21 protein-coding genes are annotated in these 20,708 nt (G+C 51.7%); 18 read left to right on the top strand and 3 right to left on the bottom strand.

From position 1 onward, the window contains the following. Positions 1-11: 11 nt before the first annotated feature. The 15 genes from FDW88_RS02525 to FDW88_RS22410 are packed head-to-tail and all read left to right on the top strand — an operon-like array spanning position 12 to position 15,958. Entirely contained in the window at positions 12-1,682 is a 1,671-nt protein-coding gene (locus tag FDW88_RS02525) for a portal protein (RefSeq protein WP_137361958.1), read from the top strand. Further along, positions 1,679-1,975, top strand: coding sequence for a hypothetical protein (locus tag FDW88_RS02520; RefSeq protein WP_137361957.1), 297 nt, complete (start codon positions 1,679-1,681; stop codon positions 1,973-1,975). The genes FDW88_RS02525 and FDW88_RS02520 overlap by 4 nt, the downstream gene beginning before the upstream one ends. A 2-nt stretch (positions 1,976-1,977) precedes the next feature. Next, positions 1,978-2,697 (top strand): peptidase, encoded by a 720-nt coding sequence (locus tag FDW88_RS02515; RefSeq protein ID WP_137361956.1) that lies wholly within the window; start codon positions 1,978-1,980, stop codon positions 2,695-2,697. Positions 2,698-2,714: 17 nt separating this feature from the next. Continuing rightward, entirely contained in the window at positions 2,715-3,701 is a 987-nt protein-coding gene (locus FDW88_RS02510) for a major capsid protein (protein ID WP_137361955.1), read from the top strand. 51 nt (positions 3,702-3,752) lie between these two features. Next, positions 3,753-4,193, top strand: coding sequence for a Bbp16 family capsid cement protein (locus tag FDW88_RS02505; protein WP_137361954.1), 441 nt, complete (start codon positions 3,753-3,755; stop codon positions 4,191-4,193). 10 nt (positions 4,194-4,203) lie between these two features. After that, positions 4,204-4,548 (top strand): hypothetical protein, encoded by a 345-nt coding sequence (locus FDW88_RS02500; RefSeq protein ID WP_137361953.1) that lies wholly within the window; start codon positions 4,204-4,206, stop codon positions 4,546-4,548. A 50-nt stretch (positions 4,549-4,598) separates the two neighbouring features. Beyond that, a complete protein-coding gene (gp10, locus tag FDW88_RS02495) occupies positions 4,599-4,922 on the top strand; it encodes a capsid staple protein (protein ID WP_003037867.1) in 324 nt (107 codons plus the stop codon). Beyond that, positions 4,922-5,527: a hypothetical protein gene (locus tag FDW88_RS02490; protein ID WP_137361952.1), complete on the top strand. Its 606-nt coding sequence runs from the start codon at positions 4,922-4,924 to the stop codon at positions 5,525-5,527. Before gp10 ends, FDW88_RS02490 begins: the two co-directional genes overlap by 1 nt. After that, positions 5,527-8,004, top strand: a complete 2,478-nt coding sequence (locus FDW88_RS02485; protein WP_137361951.1) for a hypothetical protein — start codon at positions 5,527-5,529, stop codon at positions 8,002-8,004. The genes FDW88_RS02490 and FDW88_RS02485 overlap by 1 nt, the downstream gene beginning before the upstream one ends. After that, complete coding sequence (locus FDW88_RS02480) at positions 8,004-8,468, top strand: hypothetical protein (protein ID WP_137361950.1); 465 nt, start codon at positions 8,004-8,006, stop codon at positions 8,466-8,468. The genes FDW88_RS02485 and FDW88_RS02480 overlap by 1 nt, the downstream gene beginning before the upstream one ends. Beyond that, on the top strand, positions 8,468-9,010 hold the full coding sequence (locus FDW88_RS02475) for a hypothetical protein (protein ID WP_137361949.1): 543 nt from the start codon (positions 8,468-8,470) through the stop codon (positions 9,008-9,010). Before FDW88_RS02480 ends, FDW88_RS02475 begins: the two co-directional genes overlap by 1 nt. Before the next feature lie 12 nt (positions 9,011-9,022). Then, positions 9,023-11,533 carry a hypothetical protein gene (locus FDW88_RS02470; RefSeq protein ID WP_137361948.1) on the top strand — a complete coding sequence of 837 codons (2,511 nt, stop codon included), beginning with the start codon at positions 9,023-9,025 and terminating at the stop codon, positions 11,531-11,533. Beyond that, entirely contained in the window at positions 11,530-13,326 is a 1,797-nt protein-coding gene (locus FDW88_RS02465; protein WP_137361947.1) for a hypothetical protein, read from the top strand. Before FDW88_RS02470 ends, FDW88_RS02465 begins: the two co-directional genes overlap by 4 nt. A 6-nt stretch (positions 13,327-13,332) precedes the next feature. Next, positions 13,333-15,807 carry a hypothetical protein gene (locus tag FDW88_RS02460; RefSeq protein ID WP_137361946.1) on the top strand — a complete coding sequence of 825 codons (2,475 nt, stop codon included), beginning with the start codon at positions 13,333-13,335 and terminating at the stop codon, positions 15,805-15,807. 10 nt (positions 15,808-15,817) lie between these two features. Next, complete coding sequence (locus FDW88_RS22410; protein WP_170974149.1) at positions 15,818-15,958, top strand: hypothetical protein; 141 nt, start codon at positions 15,818-15,820, stop codon at positions 15,956-15,958. Positions 15,959-16,003: 45 nt separating this feature from the next. Here FDW88_RS22410 and FDW88_RS02455 read toward each other — a convergent pair whose 3' ends face one another. Further along, positions 16,004-16,156 (bottom strand): hypothetical protein, encoded by a 153-nt coding sequence (locus tag FDW88_RS02455; RefSeq protein WP_003838319.1) that lies wholly within the window; start codon positions 16,154-16,156, stop codon positions 16,004-16,006. A gap of 90 nt (positions 16,157-16,246) precedes the next feature. Further along, positions 16,247-16,507 (bottom strand): hypothetical protein, encoded by a 261-nt coding sequence (locus FDW88_RS02450; protein ID WP_125112692.1) that lies wholly within the window; start codon positions 16,505-16,507, stop codon positions 16,247-16,249. A gap of 197 nt (positions 16,508-16,704) precedes the next feature. On the opposite strand from FDW88_RS02450, the gene FDW88_RS22645 reads away from it, so the two are divergent. Further along, positions 16,705-18,675 carry a hypothetical protein gene (locus FDW88_RS22645; protein ID WP_249354867.1) on the top strand — a complete coding sequence of 657 codons (1,971 nt, stop codon included), beginning with the start codon at positions 16,705-16,707 and terminating at the stop codon, positions 18,673-18,675. Here the strand turns inward: FDW88_RS22645 and FDW88_RS02440 are convergent. After that, positions 18,665-19,804 (bottom strand): acyltransferase, encoded by a 1,140-nt coding sequence (locus tag FDW88_RS02440; protein WP_137361945.1) that lies wholly within the window; start codon positions 19,802-19,804, stop codon positions 18,665-18,667. The genes FDW88_RS22645 and FDW88_RS02440 overlap by 11 nt on opposite strands. Positions 19,805-20,037: 233 nt before the next feature. Between FDW88_RS02440 and FDW88_RS02435 the strand changes: the two genes are divergently transcribed. Together FDW88_RS02435 and FDW88_RS02430 are read left to right on the top strand one after the other, a co-directional pair. Beyond that, entirely contained in the window at positions 20,038-20,439 is a 402-nt protein-coding gene (locus FDW88_RS02435; RefSeq protein ID WP_137361944.1) for a putative holin, read from the top strand. Then, positions 20,426-20,707, top strand: coding sequence for a phage holin family protein (locus FDW88_RS02430; protein WP_137361943.1), 282 nt, complete (start codon positions 20,426-20,428; stop codon positions 20,705-20,707). The genes FDW88_RS02435 and FDW88_RS02430 overlap by 14 nt, the downstream gene beginning before the upstream one ends. The last annotated feature ends 1 nt before the right edge of the window (position 20,708 follow it).

Raw genomic sequence — 20,708 nt, 5'->3', positions numbered from 1 at the left:
AGTAGGCAGAGATGGCGGAAACCGAAAAAGAGCGTCTGCTGAAGCAACTCGCACAGTTGAAGAGTGAGCGCACATCGTTCGAGTCGCACTGGCGTGACCTGAGCGATTTTATCAATCCGCGCGGTTCCCGCTTTCTGACGTCTGATGTAAACCGTGATGATCGTCGTAACACCAAGATTGTTGATCCTACCGGCTCAATGGCTCAGCGCATTCTTTCCAGTGGCATGATGTCTGGCATCACCAGTCCGGCCCGTCCATGGTTCAAACTGGCAACGCCAGACCCTGACATGATGGATTACGGCCCTGTGAAAGTCTGGCTTGAAGTCGTGCAGCGCCGCATGAACGAAGTGTTCAACAAGTCAAACCTGTATCAGTCACTGCCTGTCATGTACGCCAGCCTGGGCACTTTCGGAACCGCCGCAATGGCTGTGCTCGAAGACGACCAGGACGTGATCCGCACAATGCCTTTCCCGATTGGCAGCTACTACCTGGCTAACAGCCCGCGCGGCAGCGTCGACACTTCATTCCGTCAGTTTTCTATGACCGTTCGTCAGCTGGTACAGGAATTCGGTCTGGATAACGTCAGCTCATCGGTGCAGGGAATGTGGCAAAACGGCACGTATGAAACGTGGATCGAAGTTAACCACTGCATTACGCCAAACGTTAACCGCGACACCGGGAAGATGGACAGCAAGAACAAGCCGTTCCGTTCAGTGTACTTCGAGACTGGCGGCGATTCCGACAAGCTGCTGCGTGAATCCGGCTTCGATGAATTCCCGATCCTGGCGCCGCGATGGGAAGTTAACGGCGAAGACGTTTACGCATCTTCCTGCCCTGGCATGCTGGCACTCGGTCAGGTCAAAGCCCTTCAGGTTGAGCAGAAGCGTAAAGCCCAACTCATCGATAAAGCTACTAACCCGCCTATGGTTGCACCTACCTCGCTAAAAACACAGCGTGTTTCCCTGCTGCCTGGTGATGTGACGTACCTCGACGTGTTGAGTGGTCAGGACGGTTTCAAACCTGCATACCTGGTAAACCCGAATACTGCAGATCTGCTCGCTGACATTCAGGATACCCGCCAGACCATCAACAGCGCCTACTTCGTCGACCTCTTCATGATGCTGCAAAACATCAACACCCGCTCTATGCCGGTGGAAGCGGTGATCGAGATGAAAGAAGAGAAACTGCTGATGCTTGGGCCGGTGCTGGAGCGACTGAACGACGAAGCGCTCAACCCACTTATCGACCGCGTTTTCTCCATCATGGCGCGCAAGAACATGCTGCCGCAACCGCCTGACGTTATGCAGGGTATGCCGCTGCGCATCGAATATATCTCCGTGATGGCGCAGGCGCAGAAATCTATCGGCCTTACCAGCCTGTCGCAGACCGTTGGCTTCATCGGTCAGCTCGCACAGTTCAAGCCTGAAGCACTCGACAAGCTCGATGTGGATGAAGCTATCGACGCGTTCTCCGAAATGTCAGGCGTATCGCCTACCGTCATCGTTCCTCAGGAGCAGGTGCAGGGCATTCGTGATGAACGAGCCAAACAGGCGCAGGCCGCACAGGCAATGGCAATGGGTCAGGCGGCAGCGCAGGGGGCCAAGACTCTCAGCGAAACGCAGACCACTGACCCTAGCGCATTAACCGCTATCGCTAATGCAGCAGGAGCACCGCAGCAATGATGGATATCGACGACGAAGGCCGTAAAGCAGCGCTTGACGCTAAACAGCAACTTCTGGCGCAGCGCGATATCGACGACATCCAGTTCGTTATGGGAAGCGAGCAGGGCCGCCGCGTGATCTGGTCACTGCTTGAGAAAGGCCAGGTGTTTGGAGCTTGCTTCAACGTAGATCCGCAAATCACAGCATTCAACGAAGGGCAGCGCAACCTGGCTCTGGTTCTGTTTCAGCGCGTCATGACGCACTGCCCCGATCAGTATCTGAAGATGGCCGCAGAGGCCAGTGAACAGGAGTGACCATGAATTTATTTGAACGTTTGCTGCATCGCCGTCTTTGCAATGAGCAATCCACTGAAGGTGGTCAGGCAGATACAGCATCAACGGTCAGCACTGAAGCAACTCAAGGTGCTGGCGAAACTCAGCAGCAAACTCAGGAGCAATCCAAGACGCAGGATAATTCGGAGGTCGCTGATTCTGAGAAAGGTTCTGAAGCTCAGAAAACTGAGGAAGAACTTGCTGCTGAAAAAGCCAAAACCGAAGAAGCAGAAAAGGACAAGAAGCCAGAAGGCGCTCCAGAGAAATATGAGTTCAAGCCTGCTGAAGGCCAGGAACTTGATACAGCAGCGCTGGAGCAATTCGAACCTATCGCCCGTGAACTGAACCTGACCAATGAGCAGGCGCAAAAGATGGTCGACCTGTACGGCGCCAAGATCATGCCAATGGTACAGCAGCAGCAGGTTGAAGCCTGGCAGAAAACCACCGAGCAGTGGGCTGCTGACGTTAAAGCAGACAAGGAGATCGGTGGCGATAAGCTGACCGGTAACCTGAGCGCTGCACAACGTGCTCTTGCTCAGTTCGGTACGCCTGAACTGAAAGAGTATCTGGAAGGCACTGGCCTGGGTAACCACCCTGAACTGGTCAAGGCGTTCGTGAAAATCGGTAAAGCCATGTCGGAAGACGGCATGGTCGATGGCAGTAATCAAGGCCAGCGTAGTGCGGCCGAAGTGCTTTATGGCTAATAAGAGAGGATATAACCATGGCTGTTAAAGGCGTAAATGCGCTGACGCTGGCTGACTGGGCTAAGCGTACTGATCCAAACGGGAAGGTCGATAAGATCGTCGAACTCCTTTCCCAAACCAACGAAATCCTGACGGACATGATGTTCGTTGAGGGTAACCTGCCAACCGGCCACCGTACTACCGTGCGCTCTGGTTTGCCATCTGCTACCTGGCGTTTGCTTAACTACGGCGTGCAGCCAAGCAAATCAACTACAGTACAGGTAACCGACTCCTGCGGGATGCTGGAAACTTATGCCGAAGTTGACAGGTCACTGGCAGATTTGAACGGCAATACCGCTGAATTCCGTCTTTCTGAAGACCGCGCATTCATCGAAGGCATGAACCAGCAGATGGCGCAGACGCTGTTCTATGGTGATACCAGCGTTAACCCTCAGCAGTTCATGGGCCTGTCTTCGCGTTACTCAAGCAAATCTGCAGGTAACGGGCAGAACATCATCGATGCTGGCGGTACCGGCACCGATAACACTTCTATCTGGCTGGTGGTGTGGGGTGAAAACACCGTTCACGGCATTTTCCCTAAAGGCCAGAAGGCAGGATTGCAGACTCAGAACCTGGGCGAACAGACTCTTATCGATTCTGCTGGTGGTAAATATCAGGGATACCGCACCCACTACAAGTGGGATAACGGGTTGGCCCTGCGAGACTGGCGCTACGTTGTTCGCATCGCCAACATCGATGTGAGCGATCTGTCTGTTCCGGCTTCCGCTGCAAACATCGTCACGATGATGGTTAAAGCGCTGCACCGCGTTCCTAACCTGAAGATGGGCCGCGCGGCTTTCTATATGAACCGCACCGTTGCCCAGGCGCTCGATCTGCAATCTCTGGATAAAGCCTCTCTGGCTCTTTCCGTTAAAGAGACAGAAGGCGAATGGTGGACTGCATTCCGTGGCATCCCAATCCGTGAAACCGATGCGATTCTGGAAACAGAAGCGCGCGTTGTTTAACGCCTGTCATTAACTAATGGGCCTTAACTGGCCCATGAATGGAGAAAGAAAATGATCCTCGACAAACTGTTGATGTTCTCCGAGAAGCAGGCGGTAACAGCTTCTGCTGCTTCTACGGACGTGATTGACCTTGGCCCTATTGACGGCACCCGCCGCGATATCGGCGTGGGTTATCCGCTGGAGTTCTGGGCAACCGTTGACACAACAGCAACTGCTGCAGGTGCTGCGACCATGAATGTTCAGTTACAGACCAGCCCGGACAACTCAACCTGGACCACTATCTACGACAGCGGTGCGCTGGCACTCTCGGCACTTACCGTTGGCAAGCGCCTGTTCTCTGCGAAGGTTCCGGCTGGTGTTCAGCGTTATCTGCGCGTGAACTACACGGTAGGTACTGGCCCGCTGACGGCTGGCGCGTTCACCTCGGGAATTAACCTGGATGTTGATAACAACAGTCCGTACTACCCGATTCGTTCAAAAGTGACTGGCTAAGGGGATAGCGATGTCAGGTGAAAAAGCAAAATACCGTGTCCTGCGCTTATCCCACATTCATAACAACCTATGGCCTGAAGGCTCTGAAGTTGAGTATGACGGTGAGCCGGGCACGGCGCTGGAGCCGATGAACGATGCTGCGCGTGCAGCAAAGGCTAAGGCAAAGCACAAAGGTGATCCATCAGTTGTCGTTGCGGCGCTGGAGCCGATGAACGATGCAGGTGGGGCTGATGATGGCCTGGATAAACTCCGCGAAGAGTATGAGTTTCTCTTCAACGAGAAACCGCATCACAACACTAAAGCCGAAACGCTCCGCGAGAAGATCGCAGATAAGCGTGCCGAACTGGGCGTCTGAGCCTCGCTAATCAAACAGGGGCTTCGGCCCCTTTCTTGCAGGAGTCCGTTATGGATCTGGTAAACCTCAAAACCGGCACCGACACATATCAGGATGAGGATGGTAAAACCCAGACTCGTGATGATTATCCGTGGGGCCTTTGCATTGAGTTGAACAACGAGACGCTCGCCAAGCTTAAGGCAACACCTCAATCAGCTGGCACTGAGGTAATGATCACCGCAAAGGCAACTATTCGCTCAACATCTACCCGCGAAACTGAAGATGGAATGCAGCATAACGCCAGCCTGCAGATCACTGATATGGCGCTCAGTCCAGTATCCGGTGAGCAACCGAAGTCAGCAGCGCAAACCCTCTATGGTGGGGAGGATGATTAATGGCCTCCGTTATCGAGATCTGCAACCGCGCGCTGAGCAACATCGGAAACAGCCGCAGCATTAACAGCCTGAATGAAGCCAGTAAAGAGGCCGGACAGTGCTCACTGCACTTTGACGCCTGCCGCGATGCTGCTCTGGCTGACTTTGACTGGAACTTCGCTACCAAGCGCGTGGCGCTGGCTGATACCAATAATCCACCTCCAGACTGGCAATACGCTTACCAGTACCCATCTGATTGTGTTCGCATAACCGAGGTCATGCCAACCGGCATACGTAACCCTACCGCTGCGCAGCGCATTGAATATGTTGTAGGTTCCAATGAAGACCTGACAGGCAAGCTTATTTACACCGATCAGCCGAAAGCGTGGTTGAAATACGTAGCGCGGGTTACTGACGTCAATATGTATGACGCCATTTTTATGGAGGCGCTTTCATGGCGTCTGGCTGCAGCCATCAATATGGCGCTGACCGGTAGCGCAGATCTCGGTAACAACGCACTGACGATGTACAACCGTGTAATCCTGAGTGCTGGTTCCCACAGCCAGAACGAATCACAGGAGCCTCAACCGCCTGTAGATGAGTTCACAGCAGCGAGGTTGTCATAATGGCTTTTAGCTGGATTCAACCGAGCTTTGCCGGTGGTGAAATTGGTCCGTCACTGTACGGCCGCATTGATATGTCGAAGTATCAGGTGGCGCTGCGCAAGTGCGATAACTTCATTGTTCGTCAGTATGGCGGTGTCGAGAACCGACCCGGTACGCGCTTCGTTGGCCAAGCTAAATATCCTGATCGCAAGTGCCGGTTAATCCCGTTTCAGTTCTCGACCGTCCAGACCTACGCGCTTGAGTTTGGTCATAACTATATGCGCGTAATTAAAGACGGCGCTTATGTTCTGACGACCAGCAATGTGATTTATGAGCTGGCAATGCCGTATGCTGATACCGAACTTTTCCGCATTAAATTCACGCAGAGCGCAGACGTTCTTACGCTGGTGCATCCTGCTTACCCGCCGAAAGAACTGCGCCGCTATGCGCACGATAACTGGCAGATCGTCGACGTCACCACCAAAAACGGACCATTCGAAGATATCAACGTTGACGAGACAGTGAAAGTGTACGCCAGCGCCAGCACCGGAACCATTACGTTGACGGCAAGTTCTGCCATCTTCGGTGCTGAACAGGTCGGAAAACTGTTCTATCTCGAGCAGCCTGCTATTGATTCCGTACCTGTATGGGAAACCAGCAAGACAACAGCAATCAACGACGTTCGCCGTGCAGACAGTAACTACTACCGCGCCAATACTGCTGGCAAGACCGGAACACTTCGACCATCTCACACTGAAGGTATGTCGTGGGATGGCTGGGGAGGAACTGGCGATGATGATACCGGGATACAGTGGGAGTATCTGCATAGCGGTTTCGGCATTGCCAGAATCTCAGCAGTAGCTGGAGATGGTCTGACAGCAACTGCCGATGTAGTTTCATTCATTCCATCGCAGGTGGTTGGTTCTACTAAAGCCAGTTATAAGTGGGCGAAATACGCATGGAACAGTGTTAACGGCTACCCGAGCACCGTTGTTTACTACCAGCAGCGCCTGTACTTTGCAGCGTCTACCGCGTACCCACAAACCATATGGGCAAGCCGCACCGGCGATTATAAGGACTTCGGCAAGAACAACCCGATTCAGGATGATGATCGAATTATTTACACCTACGCCGGGAGGCAGGTGAATGAGATTCGTCACCTGATTGACGTTGGTAACCTGGTCGCTCTGACATCTGGCGGGGAATATACGATATCCGGGGACCAGAATAAGGTTCTCACGCCATCGGCGTTCTCGTTCAGCTCCCAGGGGAACAACGGTTCCAGCAACGTACCACCTATCGCCGTGGCTAACATCGCGTTGTTCATCCAAGAGAAGGGCAGCGTAGTGCGAGATCTGGCATATTCGTTTGATGTTGACGGGTACCAGGGTACGGACCTGACCATACTGGCAAACCACCTGTTCCAGAAGCACAGCATTGTTGACTGGTCATTCTGCATTGTGCCGTACAGCAGCGCGTTCTGCATTCGCGATGACGGTAAACTGCTCGTGTTGACTTATTTGCGTGATCAGCAGGTTTTTGCCTGGGCGCCGCAATCCAGCGCGGGAAAGCACGAAAGCACCTGTTCCATCAGTGAAGGCAGCGAGGATGCTGTTTACTTTGTGGTTAATCGTACTATCAATGGGCAGACCGTACGTTACATTGAACGCCTTTCCAGTCGCCTGTTCACCAACGATGAAGATGCGTTCTTTGTCGACTGCGGCCTGAGCTACGACGGACGCAACACATCATCACGCACAATGACCATCAGCGGCGGAACCGGAGACTGGAGTTATAAGGTTGATTACCCGGTTACTGTGAGCGGTGGTGCGTATTTCGTTAATACCGATGTCGGTGCTCAAATTCAGTTCCCATACACCGGCACTGATCCAGACACCAACGAGCCTGTATCAATGGAATTGCGCGGAGATATCATCTCCGTAACCAGCAATACCGCGGTTACCGTCCGATTCAATCGCAACGTTCCACCTGTTCTGCGTAACGCGGCCACAACTAACTGGCAGATGGCGCGCCAGACGTTCGGGGGACTGTCGCACCTCGAAGGTCAGACGGTAAACATCCTGTCAGACGCCAGCGTTGAGCCGCAAAAAACTGTAACTGGTGGCTCCGTCACGCTGGAATCACCTGGCGCAGTTGTTCATATCGGTCTGCCTATCACCGCTGAATTCGAAACTCTGGATATCAATATCAACGGGCAGGAAACGCTGCTGGACAAAAAGCAGGTCATTCCTACTGTCACGATGGTGGTCAACGCAAGCCGAGGTATATGGGCAACAACTCCTGGCGGAACCTGGTATGAATATCCGCAGCGTGAGTTTGAGTTCTACGACGATCCTGTTGATGACGCTACCGGAAAGGTTGAAGTAAAACTCGACAGCAACTGGGATAAAAACGGACGCGTTAAGGTTCGACAACTTGATCCTTTGCCTCTGTCAGTGCTGGCTGTTCTTCCTCGCCTTACCGTCGGTGGCTTCTGATGATTAACGCTCAGATCGTACCCGCTACCTCAGAGCATATCGAAGCCATTATTCCGCATGTTCGCCAGGCTGATATCGATGAGTTTCTGGCAACCAATGGATGGAGTCCGCGGCGCGTGCTGGAAACCGGTCTGCGCACATCAACATTTTGCTGCGCTGGTCTGGTAAACGGCGACGTAGTTACCATATTCGGTGTGGCTCCTGCATCTATGATTGGCGGAAGTGGCATTCCATGGCTGGTGGGGACCGATGCGCTGGAGAAATACCAGAGCACATTCCTGCGCCGCTGCCGCAAAGCCGTCAATGCAATGCTCTCTGTTTACCCTTATCTTGAGAACTATGTGGATGAACGAAACCACGTAGCAAAATCATGGCTTCACTGGCTTGGTTTCCATCTTGATGACGCGTTGCCTTACGGGAAAGACGGATTGAATTTTCACCGCTTCTACATGGAGAAAAAATAATGTGTAGTCCAGCCATTGCATTGGTTGCTGTAACGGTGGCATCAACTGCCGCATCAATGTACAGCCAAAACCAGCAGGCAAAATACACTTCTGCGGTAGCAGAGAAAAATGCCGATGTGGCAGAGGCTCAGGCTCAGGATTCCATAAACAGAGGTAACGCAGAGGCAGATCAGCGTCGCAGAGAAATGCGCCAACGACAGGGAACGCAGGCGGCAACCATGGCGGCAACTGGCGCAGAATTGGGCAGCGGTTCATCACTGGATATTTTCGGTGATACTGCGCAGTTCGGTGCGCTTGATGCTTTGACTACGGTGAATAATGCACAGAGAGAGGCATATGGTTTTCGTGTTCAGGGGGCAAATTATCAGTCTCAGGCAGATTCAGCGCGCAGTGCAGGAAGTGCCGGCCTGACTCAGACATTACTAACCGCGCCACTGAAGGCATACGGGGCTTATCAGATGGGCGGCGGAACGTGGTCACCATTCACCCAAAGCAAAGCGGCACCAATAAGCGCTGCTATCGGCACACCAACCGGTCGATAAGGAGATGCCGAAATGCCAACAGTACCAACAGTCACTGGTCGTCAGGTTGAAAGTCGTGGGTTTCAGTCTCCAGGGGTACAAACATTTAATACTCCACAGATGGGCGATGTTTTAGGTGGGGTTGCGGATAAATATGTCGATGTTTTTGCACAGGCAAAGCAGCGCGCAGATGTTGCTCAGGCTCAGGATGCCTCACTGCAACTCAGCCAGATTTCCAGTGATCTGCTGACTAACCCTGATACTGGGCTACTGAATCTCCAGGGTAAAAATGCGCTCGGCAAAGGACAGGCTTACACTCAGCAGTTCGATGCTCAGGCAGAGCAGATCGCGATGACACTTCCTGAAGGTGCCAGGGCTGGTTTTATGCAGCAGGCGCAGCAGCAGCGCATTCAGTTCACCACCCAGGCTGGTCGACATGAGATAAGTCAACTTAATGCCTATGAAGAAGGTCAGTTCCAGGCAACACTGGCGAACAACGGTAAACTGGCTGCCGCCGCTTACGGCGACAATGCTAACTATGTACTCTACAACCAGCAGACTTTCCAGCAGATCGAATATTACGGCAATGCTCATGGCTGGAGTTCTGAACAGATTCAGGCCAAAAAGATTGAGTTCAAAGAGAAAGTTGCTGATGCGTCACTGTCACAGTGGTCAGCCAACAACTCCATTGAGTTCATTCAGAGCAATGGCGAGTTGAGCGATACGGTTACCGGTTCCCGCCGTGCGGTATCAGAAGGTGGTTCAGGAGATAGCGCCCGTGGAATTCGCAACAACAACCCTGGCAATCTCGAGTACAGCAAAACCAATCCGTGGGTAGGACAGACCGGTGATGATGGTCGCTTTGCCAAGTTCGAAACGCCAGAGCATGGAATTCGGGCGCTTGGTCGCAACCTGCTGTCGTACCAGCGTCAGGGCATTGATACTGTCAACGACATCATTAACCGCTGGGCGCCGCCGTCTGACAATAATAACACCGACGCCTATATTCAGGCGGTATGTGCGCAGCTCGGCGTAACGCCTGACCAGCCGCTTGATGCATCAAACCCTGACACGCTAAAAGCGCTATGCGCCGCCATCATCCATCATGAGAACGGAAGCCAGCCATATAGCGACCAGCAGCTTTCAACGGGCGTCAGTGCAGCTATCGGCCTCTCTACGCTGCCGACCAGCACCAAGCGATACACTGGCAACGCCGCATTCGATGCTGCGTCTCCGGAGGCTCAGGCAACGTTCCTGCGTCAGGCTGATCAGATGCGCAAACAGCAACAGGCTGAGTATCGCACCAATATCGACAGCCGTGTGCGCGACGCCAGCGCGGCATACATGCGCGGAGTCGATTTCCCTGATGCGCCTACGCAGAACGACTTTATGGCGGCGTACGGCGTGCGTGAAGGAAACCTGCGTTACACCGAGTTCAGGAATACGCAGATCGCCGGGCAATACATTGGTTCATTCCGTAATATGCCGACCAGTAGCATTCAGGCGGCAGTAGAAAACCTGAAGCCAGACACCGGTGAAACTGGTGAAGGATATGCAGCGCGCGCCCAAACCTATGATGCCGTTGTCTCTGCTGCCAGTACTGTTCTTGCACAACGTAAAGCAGACCCAATTCAGTTTTCACTTTCTTCCGGGCAAACAAAGCCTATCGATATGACCAACCAGAACAACTTCAGCCAGACGATAGCCCTTCGGGCTTCTCAGGCTGTAGATCTGGCTAAATCATACGGCACGCCGCTGACATTCTTTTCCAAAGATGAAGCTAATCAGATCGGTGCTTTCTTCCGTGATGCGCCAGTTTCACAACAGTCGGCCTATCTCGACACCATTCGGCAAAGCACCGGCGGTGGTCAGGTTTACATGTCTGCGTTGCAGCAGATCAGTGTTAATGCCCCGTCCGCGGCAGTCGCTGGGATCCTGATGGATAAGCCGGGCGGCGTGGTGGCGGAAAAGAACTGGTTTAACCCTGATGTTAGTGTCTCCCCTGAAACCGCATCGCAAACGATCCTCGCTGGCGCAGCGGCACGCAAAGGCACCAAAGATGTGAAAGGCGTAGTTATGCCGAAAGAGAATGATATGCGACTGGAATTCACCGATACCGTTCAGGATGCCTTTGCCGGTGATGCCCAGGGCGCAACGATGGCTTATGAGGTGGCGAAAGATTATTACGCTGGCGTAATGTCGCAGAAAGGCGATTTCTCAGGCGAGCTGGACAACAACATCTGGAAGCAGGCGATCAACGTGGCTACCGGCGGTACTTATGATTACAACGGAATGGGGAACGTCCTGCTTCCATGGGGTATGGCTCCAGAGCAATTTGATAAGCAGGTGAACCAGGCGTGGGAAAACCAGATAGTCAAAGCCGGTATCAAGGCACCGCAAGGCCAGTATGGTTTGCAAAGTTACGGCGATAGCCAGTACCTGATTAAGCTCGGCACCGGCTACCTTCTTAAAGATGACGGAACCCCTGTAATCCTTGACCTTACTCAGCAGCGCCAGCGCTTTGCAGGAGGCATCCCACAATGAGTTATTTCGGGCTCAATACGGTAAATCAGAACCAGCAACTGGATACCGCCGCGTCAAATCCGGCTGGTGTATCTGGCGATAACGATGTCGGATTCTTTGACAATGCCGGAGGTGCGGCGCTGTCCGGGCTTTATTCTGGTCTGGTGGCGAAACCAGATCAATTGCTTTGGGCTGGTGTTGATACCGTTGTTTCTCCGATCGCGCAGTTCATCAACGAAAACACGCCAGTTCGTGACACGTCACAGGAGTTTATCTCCGAACAGCGAAAGCTGGCGCAGGAACAGGTAAAGCGGCTCACGCCAGACGTCGCCACAACCGGCACCGCCGGGCAGGTACTTAACGGTCTGTTTGATATGGGATCGCAGGCGGTGGTGGGTACTGCGCTTGGCGGGCCTCTTGTTGGTGCGGCTGCTGTAACCTCCGGACAGGGCTTTTCAGAGTTCGAACGGCTCCGCGCTGCTGGTGTGGACGTCGCTACGGCTCAGGACGTGGCGCTGGTTCACGGTATTACCGCCGGTGCTGGCACGCTGATCCCAATGAGCCTGGGCCTGCGCGCTGGCGGCGCGCTGGCGGAAAGTATTGGTGCGCAGATTGCCCGCGGCGGTGAAAGTGCCGCGCGGAACGTGCTGGCGGCTACTGCCCGCGCCGCGCCGGATATCGCCTACGCCGCCGGAACAAACGTTGCTTTTGGCATGGCTCAGCGCGGTCTCACTGCCTCAACGCTGCGGAGCGGCGGTTATGATGAGATGGCAGCGCAGTACGATGTATTTGACCGCCAGGCGCTGGCTATCGATGCGGTGCTGGGCGTTGCATTCGGTGGCATAGGCCGTTTTATGAATGCCCGTGGCGAAACCGTTCGCCCGCCGGAATTTGCGCCCGCTGATGTGGATGCGGCGCTGGCAGCCAACGCATCGCAGCACGCTGAATTCGACGTGGCTCCAGGCGTACCGGTTAACGTGTTGTCGCGTAACGCCCATATTCAGGCGCTGCAAAAGGCAATGCGCGATGTGAGTGAGGGAAATCGCGTTGACGTCGCCAGCATCGCCGAGGCTGCCGATTTCAGCGCCGTGCCCGGCAGGCGCAACCTGATATCTCAAGCCATAGATGAGGCTCTTTTTACCGCCGAAGATGGGGCGACTTCGCGCGCCGTGGAGACACGAATTTTGGAAGAACAGGCGGCGCAAGTATTGCCGTTGGGTGAGCGTAAAGCGCTTCAGTCTGAGATCGCCAATAGTGAGCGTATCCTGGATAACCTTAACACTGATCGCGCTGCCATCCTGGCAGAGGAACCTGTCGGAAGTGGTAAAGAACTGGCACAGGCAAGGGCTGATAAGCAGGCACGACTGCGGGCGGTAGACCAACGCATTACTGAAACCACCGCTCGACTGGAAACTGCAAGGACGGATCTGGCTCCCCACGAGCCCGGTGGCGCTAAGTTTGAGGCGCGTGCGGAACTGGCGCGCCGCCGACAGGCAGAAACAGACCTGAATACCCAGGCCATGTCCTACTACAAAACTGCTGAAGTGCTAACCGCAGATGAAGCAGCACCGTTCAATAACACCCGCGCATTAACTCAGGTTGACCAACAATCCGCCCATGACATTGACCTTCAGTTTGCGGAAGATTCACTGGCGGCGTCGCCGGATATGTTGATCACGGTGCTGGATGATGACGGTAATCCGCAGTCCCGCAGCGCCCGTGAAGTGCTGGAAGAGGCCAAACGCGAGAACGAGCAGGCTATTCAGGATTCAGGCCTGTTTGATGTGGCCGTGGCATGTTTTTTGAGAGGATAAATTTTCATGCGCCAGGAATGTATCAACGCAGTACAGCAGGCCGCACAGCGCACCCTTACCGCGCGAGAAATCCAGAATATCGAAGACCGCATATATCGCAACATGCGCCAGCTTGCCCGCAACGATCCGGCGTCATGGCGACAAATGACCGATGCGGAACGGCTGCGCCGCGCCGGGCAACTGGCGGCGGACGAATTGCAGCAGGAAGCAGGACTTAAGCGGCGCCGTGTTGCGCTGACCATTGCCGCACGCCAGCGCCTTGACGCATTCATTAACGGCTACCAGGGCACCGACGGGAAGCTGGGCGCGCTTAACCGCACCATTGCATTCAGTGCTGACGGGAAATCGAATTTCCTGTCTGTCGAGTCGCGCGGAAAGGCCACGCGTGATTACGCGCTGAGTCAGATTCAGGAAGCGTTTGAAGCCGTTGATCCGCGTTTTTTCCACCTGTTCGAAGATGAAAAGGGAGTCCGTGATCTGGTGTTCGAAATTCGCGGGCAGGACACGGGCAACATTAAGGCGAAGAAAGGGGCAAAGGCCTGGGCTGATGTTACTGAATTACTGCGCCGCCGGTTCAACGATGCAGGTGGTGATATCGGCTATCTGGAAAACTGGGGCATTCCTCAGCACCACTCAATGGAAAAAGTGGGGCGCGCGACGCGCGAGCAGTGGGTAAGCGACGTGATCGGCAAACTGGACCGTAAATACTACATCAAGGAGGATGGCCAGCTGATGAGCGACGCGGAGGTTACGGCGTTTCTCGGCGAGGCATACAACACGATCGCTACCGGCGGCCTGAACAAACTGAGTGATTCCGGTATGCGCCTGTCCGGAGCGCGGGCCAATCGCGGAAACGCGTCACGCCAGATCCACTTTAAAGACGCTGATTCGTATCTGGAGTACCAGCGGCAGTACGGTGACCGCTCCCTGTGGGAAGTGATGGTAGGGCATCTGGAGGGCATCAGCAAAGATATCGCGCTGGTAGAAACCTACGGCCCAAACCCGGATCATGTTTTCCGGGCAATTCTCGATGAGGTGACAGCAGAAACCGCTACGGTAAACCCGCAGCGCACCGGGCAAGTGAAGCGCATGGCTAACAGTACAGAGAGCCTTTACAACTTTATTTCTGGCAAAACTCAGCCAATTGCTAACCCTCATATCGCGCAATGGTCTGACAATATCCGCAACTGGCTGGTGGCTAGCCGACTCGGTTCCGCGCTTCTGGCGTCGTTCTCTGACCTGGGCACCATGTATCTTTCGGCGAAGGTCACTAACCTGCCGATGAACCAGCTTTTCCGCAACCAGCTTGAAGCGATGGACCCGACAAACCGCACTGAGCTGGCCCGCGCGCGCCGCGCCGGTCTGGCGATGGAGTCCCTGCTGGGCAGCGTTAACCGCTGGGCAATGGATAATATGGGACCGTCTAAAGCGCGGTGGGCCGCCACAGCAGTAATGCGGGCCAGCGGTCTTACTGCATGGTCAGATGCGCACAAGCGCGCCTATGGCGTCACAATGATGGGTAGCCTGGGCGAGGTTGTTTCACGATCGCCGGATCTGCGCAGTCTCGATGGTGGTGATTTTCGCATCCTGAAAAGCAAAGGCATTACCGAGCAGGATTTCAGCGTGTGGAAGCTGGCAGACCAGGAAGACTGGGGGAAAGGCAACAACACCATGCTGACGCCGGAGAGCATCATGCGTATTCCTGACGACGCAGTGAAGCACCTCGGCGCGCCGGAGCGGGTTAAATTCGAGGCTATGCGTAAGTTGCTTGGGGCCGTGGCGGAAGAGGTTGACATGGCGGTGATCACGCCTGGCGCCAGAGAGAAAATGATAACCGGCGGCGGCCTGCAACGTGGAACCTGGAAAGGCGAGCTTGTGCGCAGCGTGTTCCTGTTCAAGAGCTTCCCAATCTCGGTTGTCATGCGGCACTGGTCGCGTGCAATGGGGATGCCTTCCGCAGGTGGCCGCGCTGCCTATATCGGTGCGTTTATCGCCAGCACAACGATCCTTGGTGCGCTGTCGCAGCAACTGAACGATATGGCATCCGGGCGCAACCCGCGTGAGATGACCGGCGAGGACGCGCCAAAATTCTGGCTAGGAGCATTGCTGAAAGGCGGCGGCCTCGGGTTATATGGCGACTTCCTGCTGTCTGATCACACTCGTTATGGTGGCGGTGCTCTGGCATCCATGCTTGGCCCTGTGGCCGGACTGGTGGACGACGTGGTTAAGCTGGGGCAGGGCATTCCACTTAATGCTGTTGAAGGCAAGCCAGAGCAGACTGGCGGTGATCTGGTGAAACTTGGTAAGGGGCTCATTCCCGGCGCGAATCTGTGGTATGCAAAAGCTGCACTTGACCATATGATATTTAACCAGTTGCAGGAATACTTCTCGCCTGGCTACCTGCGCAAGGTGGAGCAGAGATCGAAGAAGAACTTTAATCAAACATACTGGTGGCGACCGCAGGATGTTACTCCGCAATAAGGATGCGAAAATGATTGTTTTTATTCTTGTTGTGTTGGCACTTGTCGCGCTTGGCGTAATGAACCGTAAAGGTATCATTGAAGATGGGGAATTTGCCGTCGCAGTTGTTCTTATATTATCTGGTGTAGCAGGATACATAGGATTGTCATAGTATGATCGTGACATGTCACAAAGGCCGCGTAGCGGCCTTAATTTATTAACGCCCGCCAGGTCGAGAATCAGCAGAGCGCCCGCCGCATCTTGAACCATCTGAAGCTGTATCGCTGTCGTGCTGGCAGTTTCCAGCAAAAGCCTGTGTAGCAGAACCCAAAGACAACAGAACAAACAGAACCGCTAATGCTTTTTTCATTTCTTATTTCCATGTGTAGGCCACTAATTTATGGCGCTAATTAGTGTAGCACTGTTTACCTTTTAATTTACTCATAGCCTATGGAATCACTCATGTTATCTGTCTGCGTAACTGTTCCGCGCAGTAATCGAGATGCGTTTGCAGATCCTGCATAGTCATTTGAGAACTTGTGACGTAATTCACAAGCGCAACCAGTTCAGCAAGTGGCCCATCAACATTGAAGCCATCTTTATCGAGTTCCCGCAGCAACTTCATAAGATGCGAGTCCTCCACCAGGGATCTAACGCCTACCGGCGTGTGTATTCTTTCCTCAAATCCTTCTTCCAGCGGATGGTGATACTGCCGTTGCATCTCTTCTTCTCCATGCAATCACTGTATAAACATACAGTAGCAGAAGATGTCAGGACTATCCAGCATGAAATGCAAATTACCTGTAAGGTAATAAAACATGTGTTCATTCCTCATTTGGTTCATATAAGGTTTTTATGGTAATACAATGATTCAGAGTGCATGCGCGCCGGGCGCAAAAGCAATCTGGAGAAAACGACATGACGGTTTCAACTGAGGTTGACCACAATGATTACACTGGGAACGGGGTCACTACATCATTCCCTTATACCTTCAGAATTTTTCATAAATCTGATTTGATGGTGCAGGTTGTTGACCTGCACGAGAACATCACAGAACTAATTCTTGACACTGATTACACCGTTACGGGTGCTGGCGGATACACTGGTGGAAATGTTGTTTTGCCATCACCACTTACCAATGGTTACAAGATTTCGATATCTCGAGAACTTCCGGTAACGCAGGAAACCGATCTCCGGAACCAGGGAAGCTTTTTCGCTGAAGTGCATGAGGATGCGTTTGATTACCTGACGATGTTGCTTCAGGACTGTTTTGGCTGGCGACGTCTTGCTCTTTTAAAGCCCGGCACCCTGGCAAGCTATTACGACGCAAAAAATAACCGCATATCAAACCTGGCTGATCCTTTAAATCCACAGGATGCGGTGACAAAAGAGTGGGCTTCGACCTATTTCGAGCAGTTCACCGGGCAATCCTCTAACACAAACAACATCCTTTATGATGACGGCAGCCTTTACGATTACCTGAAGGACAGAAATTTCAGGGTCGTTGACTCAATCAGCCAGCTAAAAAACGTAAAATCCTACAGGAATCAACGTGTTTTTGTACTCGGCTACTACAGCAAAGGAGATGGCGGCGGCGGGCCATATTTTCTTGATTCTGCAGATACTACTTCGTCAGATAACGGCGGGACGGTTATTGTGGCCGCTGACGGTGGGCGCTGGAAATTATCACACAATGGTGTTGTCAGCATTTTGCAATTTGGCGCGAAAGGTAATGCAGTAGCCAACGACAGCCCGGCATTTAACAGTGCCGTTGCTGATTATTCTATATCAAAAATAATTGTTCCAAATAAATCAAGCGGTTATAAACTGTCAGCTACAGTTAATATCCAGCGAAATAACCTCCATATTGAAGGCGTGAATTATACAAAAATAATTCAGGCTGCTGGTGTCAATTGCTTCAAACTGTCCGGTAGTTTCCTGAAGGTAAGTGGTTTTAATTTTGATGGAAGCGCACAAGTGAGTAATTGCCCGGTAATTTTGCTGGGAACGGATATTACCGGGATGACAAATGTCGAAATTTGTGACATGTACGGTGAGCGCTGCTTTGGGTTTATATCTGACGGCGTTAATGGTACAAACAGAGCGATATTTGTTAACTTTGAAAACATTACTTTGGCTAAGCAGCGTGGGATCGGTATTGACACTTACGACTGTTGGGCATCTTTTTTTATGAACCGATGCACTGTTGATCGCGTTGGTCAGGATGGTGTTGATTATAACTACCCACATTTCAGGGTAAGAAAAGCAGAAGGGGCGTTCATACTCAATTGCGCGGCTAACGGAAGCGCCAGCACTTCTATTCAAAGTAGCCAGGATGGACTATCGCTTGACTCTTCAAACTTCGTTGTTATAGATAACTTTATTCCTGATCACACAGGCGGAACAAGTCTCAAGGCGAATAACTGCGCAAATATCAAAATCACTAACAGTTCATTCCCTAATGCCACACAGGGCGGACTTGCTATGGCAGGCTGCTCATTTGTTGACGTGGCCAATTTGTTCGCTACTGGTTATTCCGCCGCCCCAGCCGGTGCTAACGGAATGTCATTTATCAATTGCACCGATATCAACATATCAAACTGCAGGTCCGCCACCTTTAAGCAAAACAGTTTTATTTCGCTCGGCTCGTCACGCATGGTGGTATCCGGTTGCAAGTTTTATGCAAGCCTGGCATATGGCGTTGTCACTGCTAATAATGGGGCGACTATTCAGCAATCAACTATATTCCGGGATTGTCTGCTTTATTCAAACTCTACAGGTAATTTTTCGATAGCAGGGGCGACCACTGTTTACTTCAGGGATATCATGAAAAGCGATGGCACGCTGGTAAGCGGGGCTGCCCCCGCCACCGGAGCAATTACGGGATAACAGCCTCATCCGCGGGGAGTCTTTTCTTGAACGAAAAGACTCTCTTGGCAATGTTGTTATATTTTATTTCTATATTCTTTTCCATCCATATTGATAATGGAATTGATGGGATGATTGTCAGAACAAAAAGGATTGCACCATAAGTAAGGTAATTATGAGTGTTGAAATTGAAGTAATTCATTACATCCATGAATAGATTCATGAATAACACATTAATCAAGTAGAGACTATAGCTTATCTTACCAAGGAAGATACTTAACTTGCTTGTTAAAAATCTAAATAATGAGCCGCTATCTGTTACAAATAAAGCTGAAACAACCAGGCAGCACAAAACAACCTGAACATATAACATGTTATAAGAATTCATTGATGTTAACTGTCGCACTAACATGGTTGAAATTATCAATATTATTATCACATAAGACTTTGCAATCAACTTAATGAATTTTGTTTTTGTTAATTCCCAGCATAAAAAGCCAGCACAAAAATAAACAAACCAAAGATTAAAAAGCGACATGGTTTGTTCCGGTGTTGGATACTGGAAAATATATAAAGAATAAGCGAAAAGTATACTTGATGTTAATAAACTTATCTTCCCTGTTCCTTTGATCATGAAGTAAAGAAGAATAAATGGCGCTGCTAAAACCTCAGCTTTTAATGTCCATGATGCCCCATGATAACTGGTTTGAATTAAGGCTATGTTTTTTAATGCCGATTCGAAGTCCTGATGTTTGAAGATTTCAGGAGCTAATAAATTCATGGCTGCTAACGAAAAAAACATTAATGCTATCGTAAAAAATAAAGCCGGATATATCCTAAAGAATCTCTTTGGTAGAAAAAATAAGCATGATGAAAAAAAGCCGTTTCTCTTTGAATCAATTTCAAGGCTTCTAACCAGCAAGGCTCCACTGAGAATGAAAAAATAAATAACCGCCAGTTCGCCATTAAAAAAAGCCACAACGCATCTTGTGATTAAGTCTTTAAAATCAAAAGAATATATATCCTGATGCAAGAATTCCCCTACGTTTCTGTTAAAAACCATAGGGGCAAGGATTGCATGATATATCACGACGGATAACGCAGCCCATCCGCGAAGACCATCCAGAGCCTGGCATCTGATGTTATTCATTAAAGTTTCTCAGTGATGCTGAAATGTAAATTTATTTTATCTGTTTTTTAATTTTATAAAAATTCATGTCGCTGATATTTGACTTACGTCATGTTTATACCGTTCCGCTTCCTTTCTGCCAAATCGTAAAAATTCACATTTATCTTATGGTAATTATTATCCGTATATGGGTTATCATGTATGATGTGATCACCAACTAAGGGGGATCTCATGCACAATAAACGGTGGTTACCATGAATACCACGCTTACGGCAGACTCGTTAAATCAGGGATTAAGCCTTGGTGCGCTTGCCTCGGTTGTGGCCGGGGTTCCGCCTGAGGTAGCACTTGGCGCACTTGCAGGTGCGGTAATATTTGTTACCTCTGCGGTAGAGTATCCTATAAAAAGGCGATTACTTCTATCCTTTCTCAGCTTTCTTTGCGGACTTCTTTTTTATAAGCCCACAGCATCAATTCTCATCGGTGTTGCCAGTCTAATTCCGACGATTACGGCTGATTCTTTCGAGCGCGGGATCGTCTACTCCGCTGGCGCATTCGTGTCCGCTATCGTCGCCGTACGCATTGGAATCTGGCTTTATCACCGTTCTGACAACCCAAGAGATTTGATCAGGGGGCATGACGATGACCAGTCATGAATTTTGGTTGCTGGCAAATTCATTTATCTGCGGGGCCATTGCGTTCCGGGTTCTGCTTTTCCGCCGTGAAGGCTCGCGACACCGGTGGTGGGGCGGCTGGCTGGCCTACCTGCTAATTGTCGTGGCCGCCAGTGTCCCTATCAGGACGTTCTACGGCTATTACATCTCAGCGGACTGGTCTGAAGTGATTATCAAAGCTGTGTTCCTGGCTGCCCTGATAAAGACAAAAGGGAACGTGGTGCAAATATTTAAAATGTCGAGGTCATGAC

It is taken from the genome of Citrobacter sp. wls829, from assembly GCF_005280825.1.
GTDB classification, from domain to species: domain Bacteria; phylum Pseudomonadota; class Gammaproteobacteria; order Enterobacterales; family Enterobacteriaceae; genus Citrobacter; species Citrobacter gillenii.
Note: the sequence above shows the minus strand (reverse complement) of the source record. Positions and strands in the feature narration are given on the sequence as shown.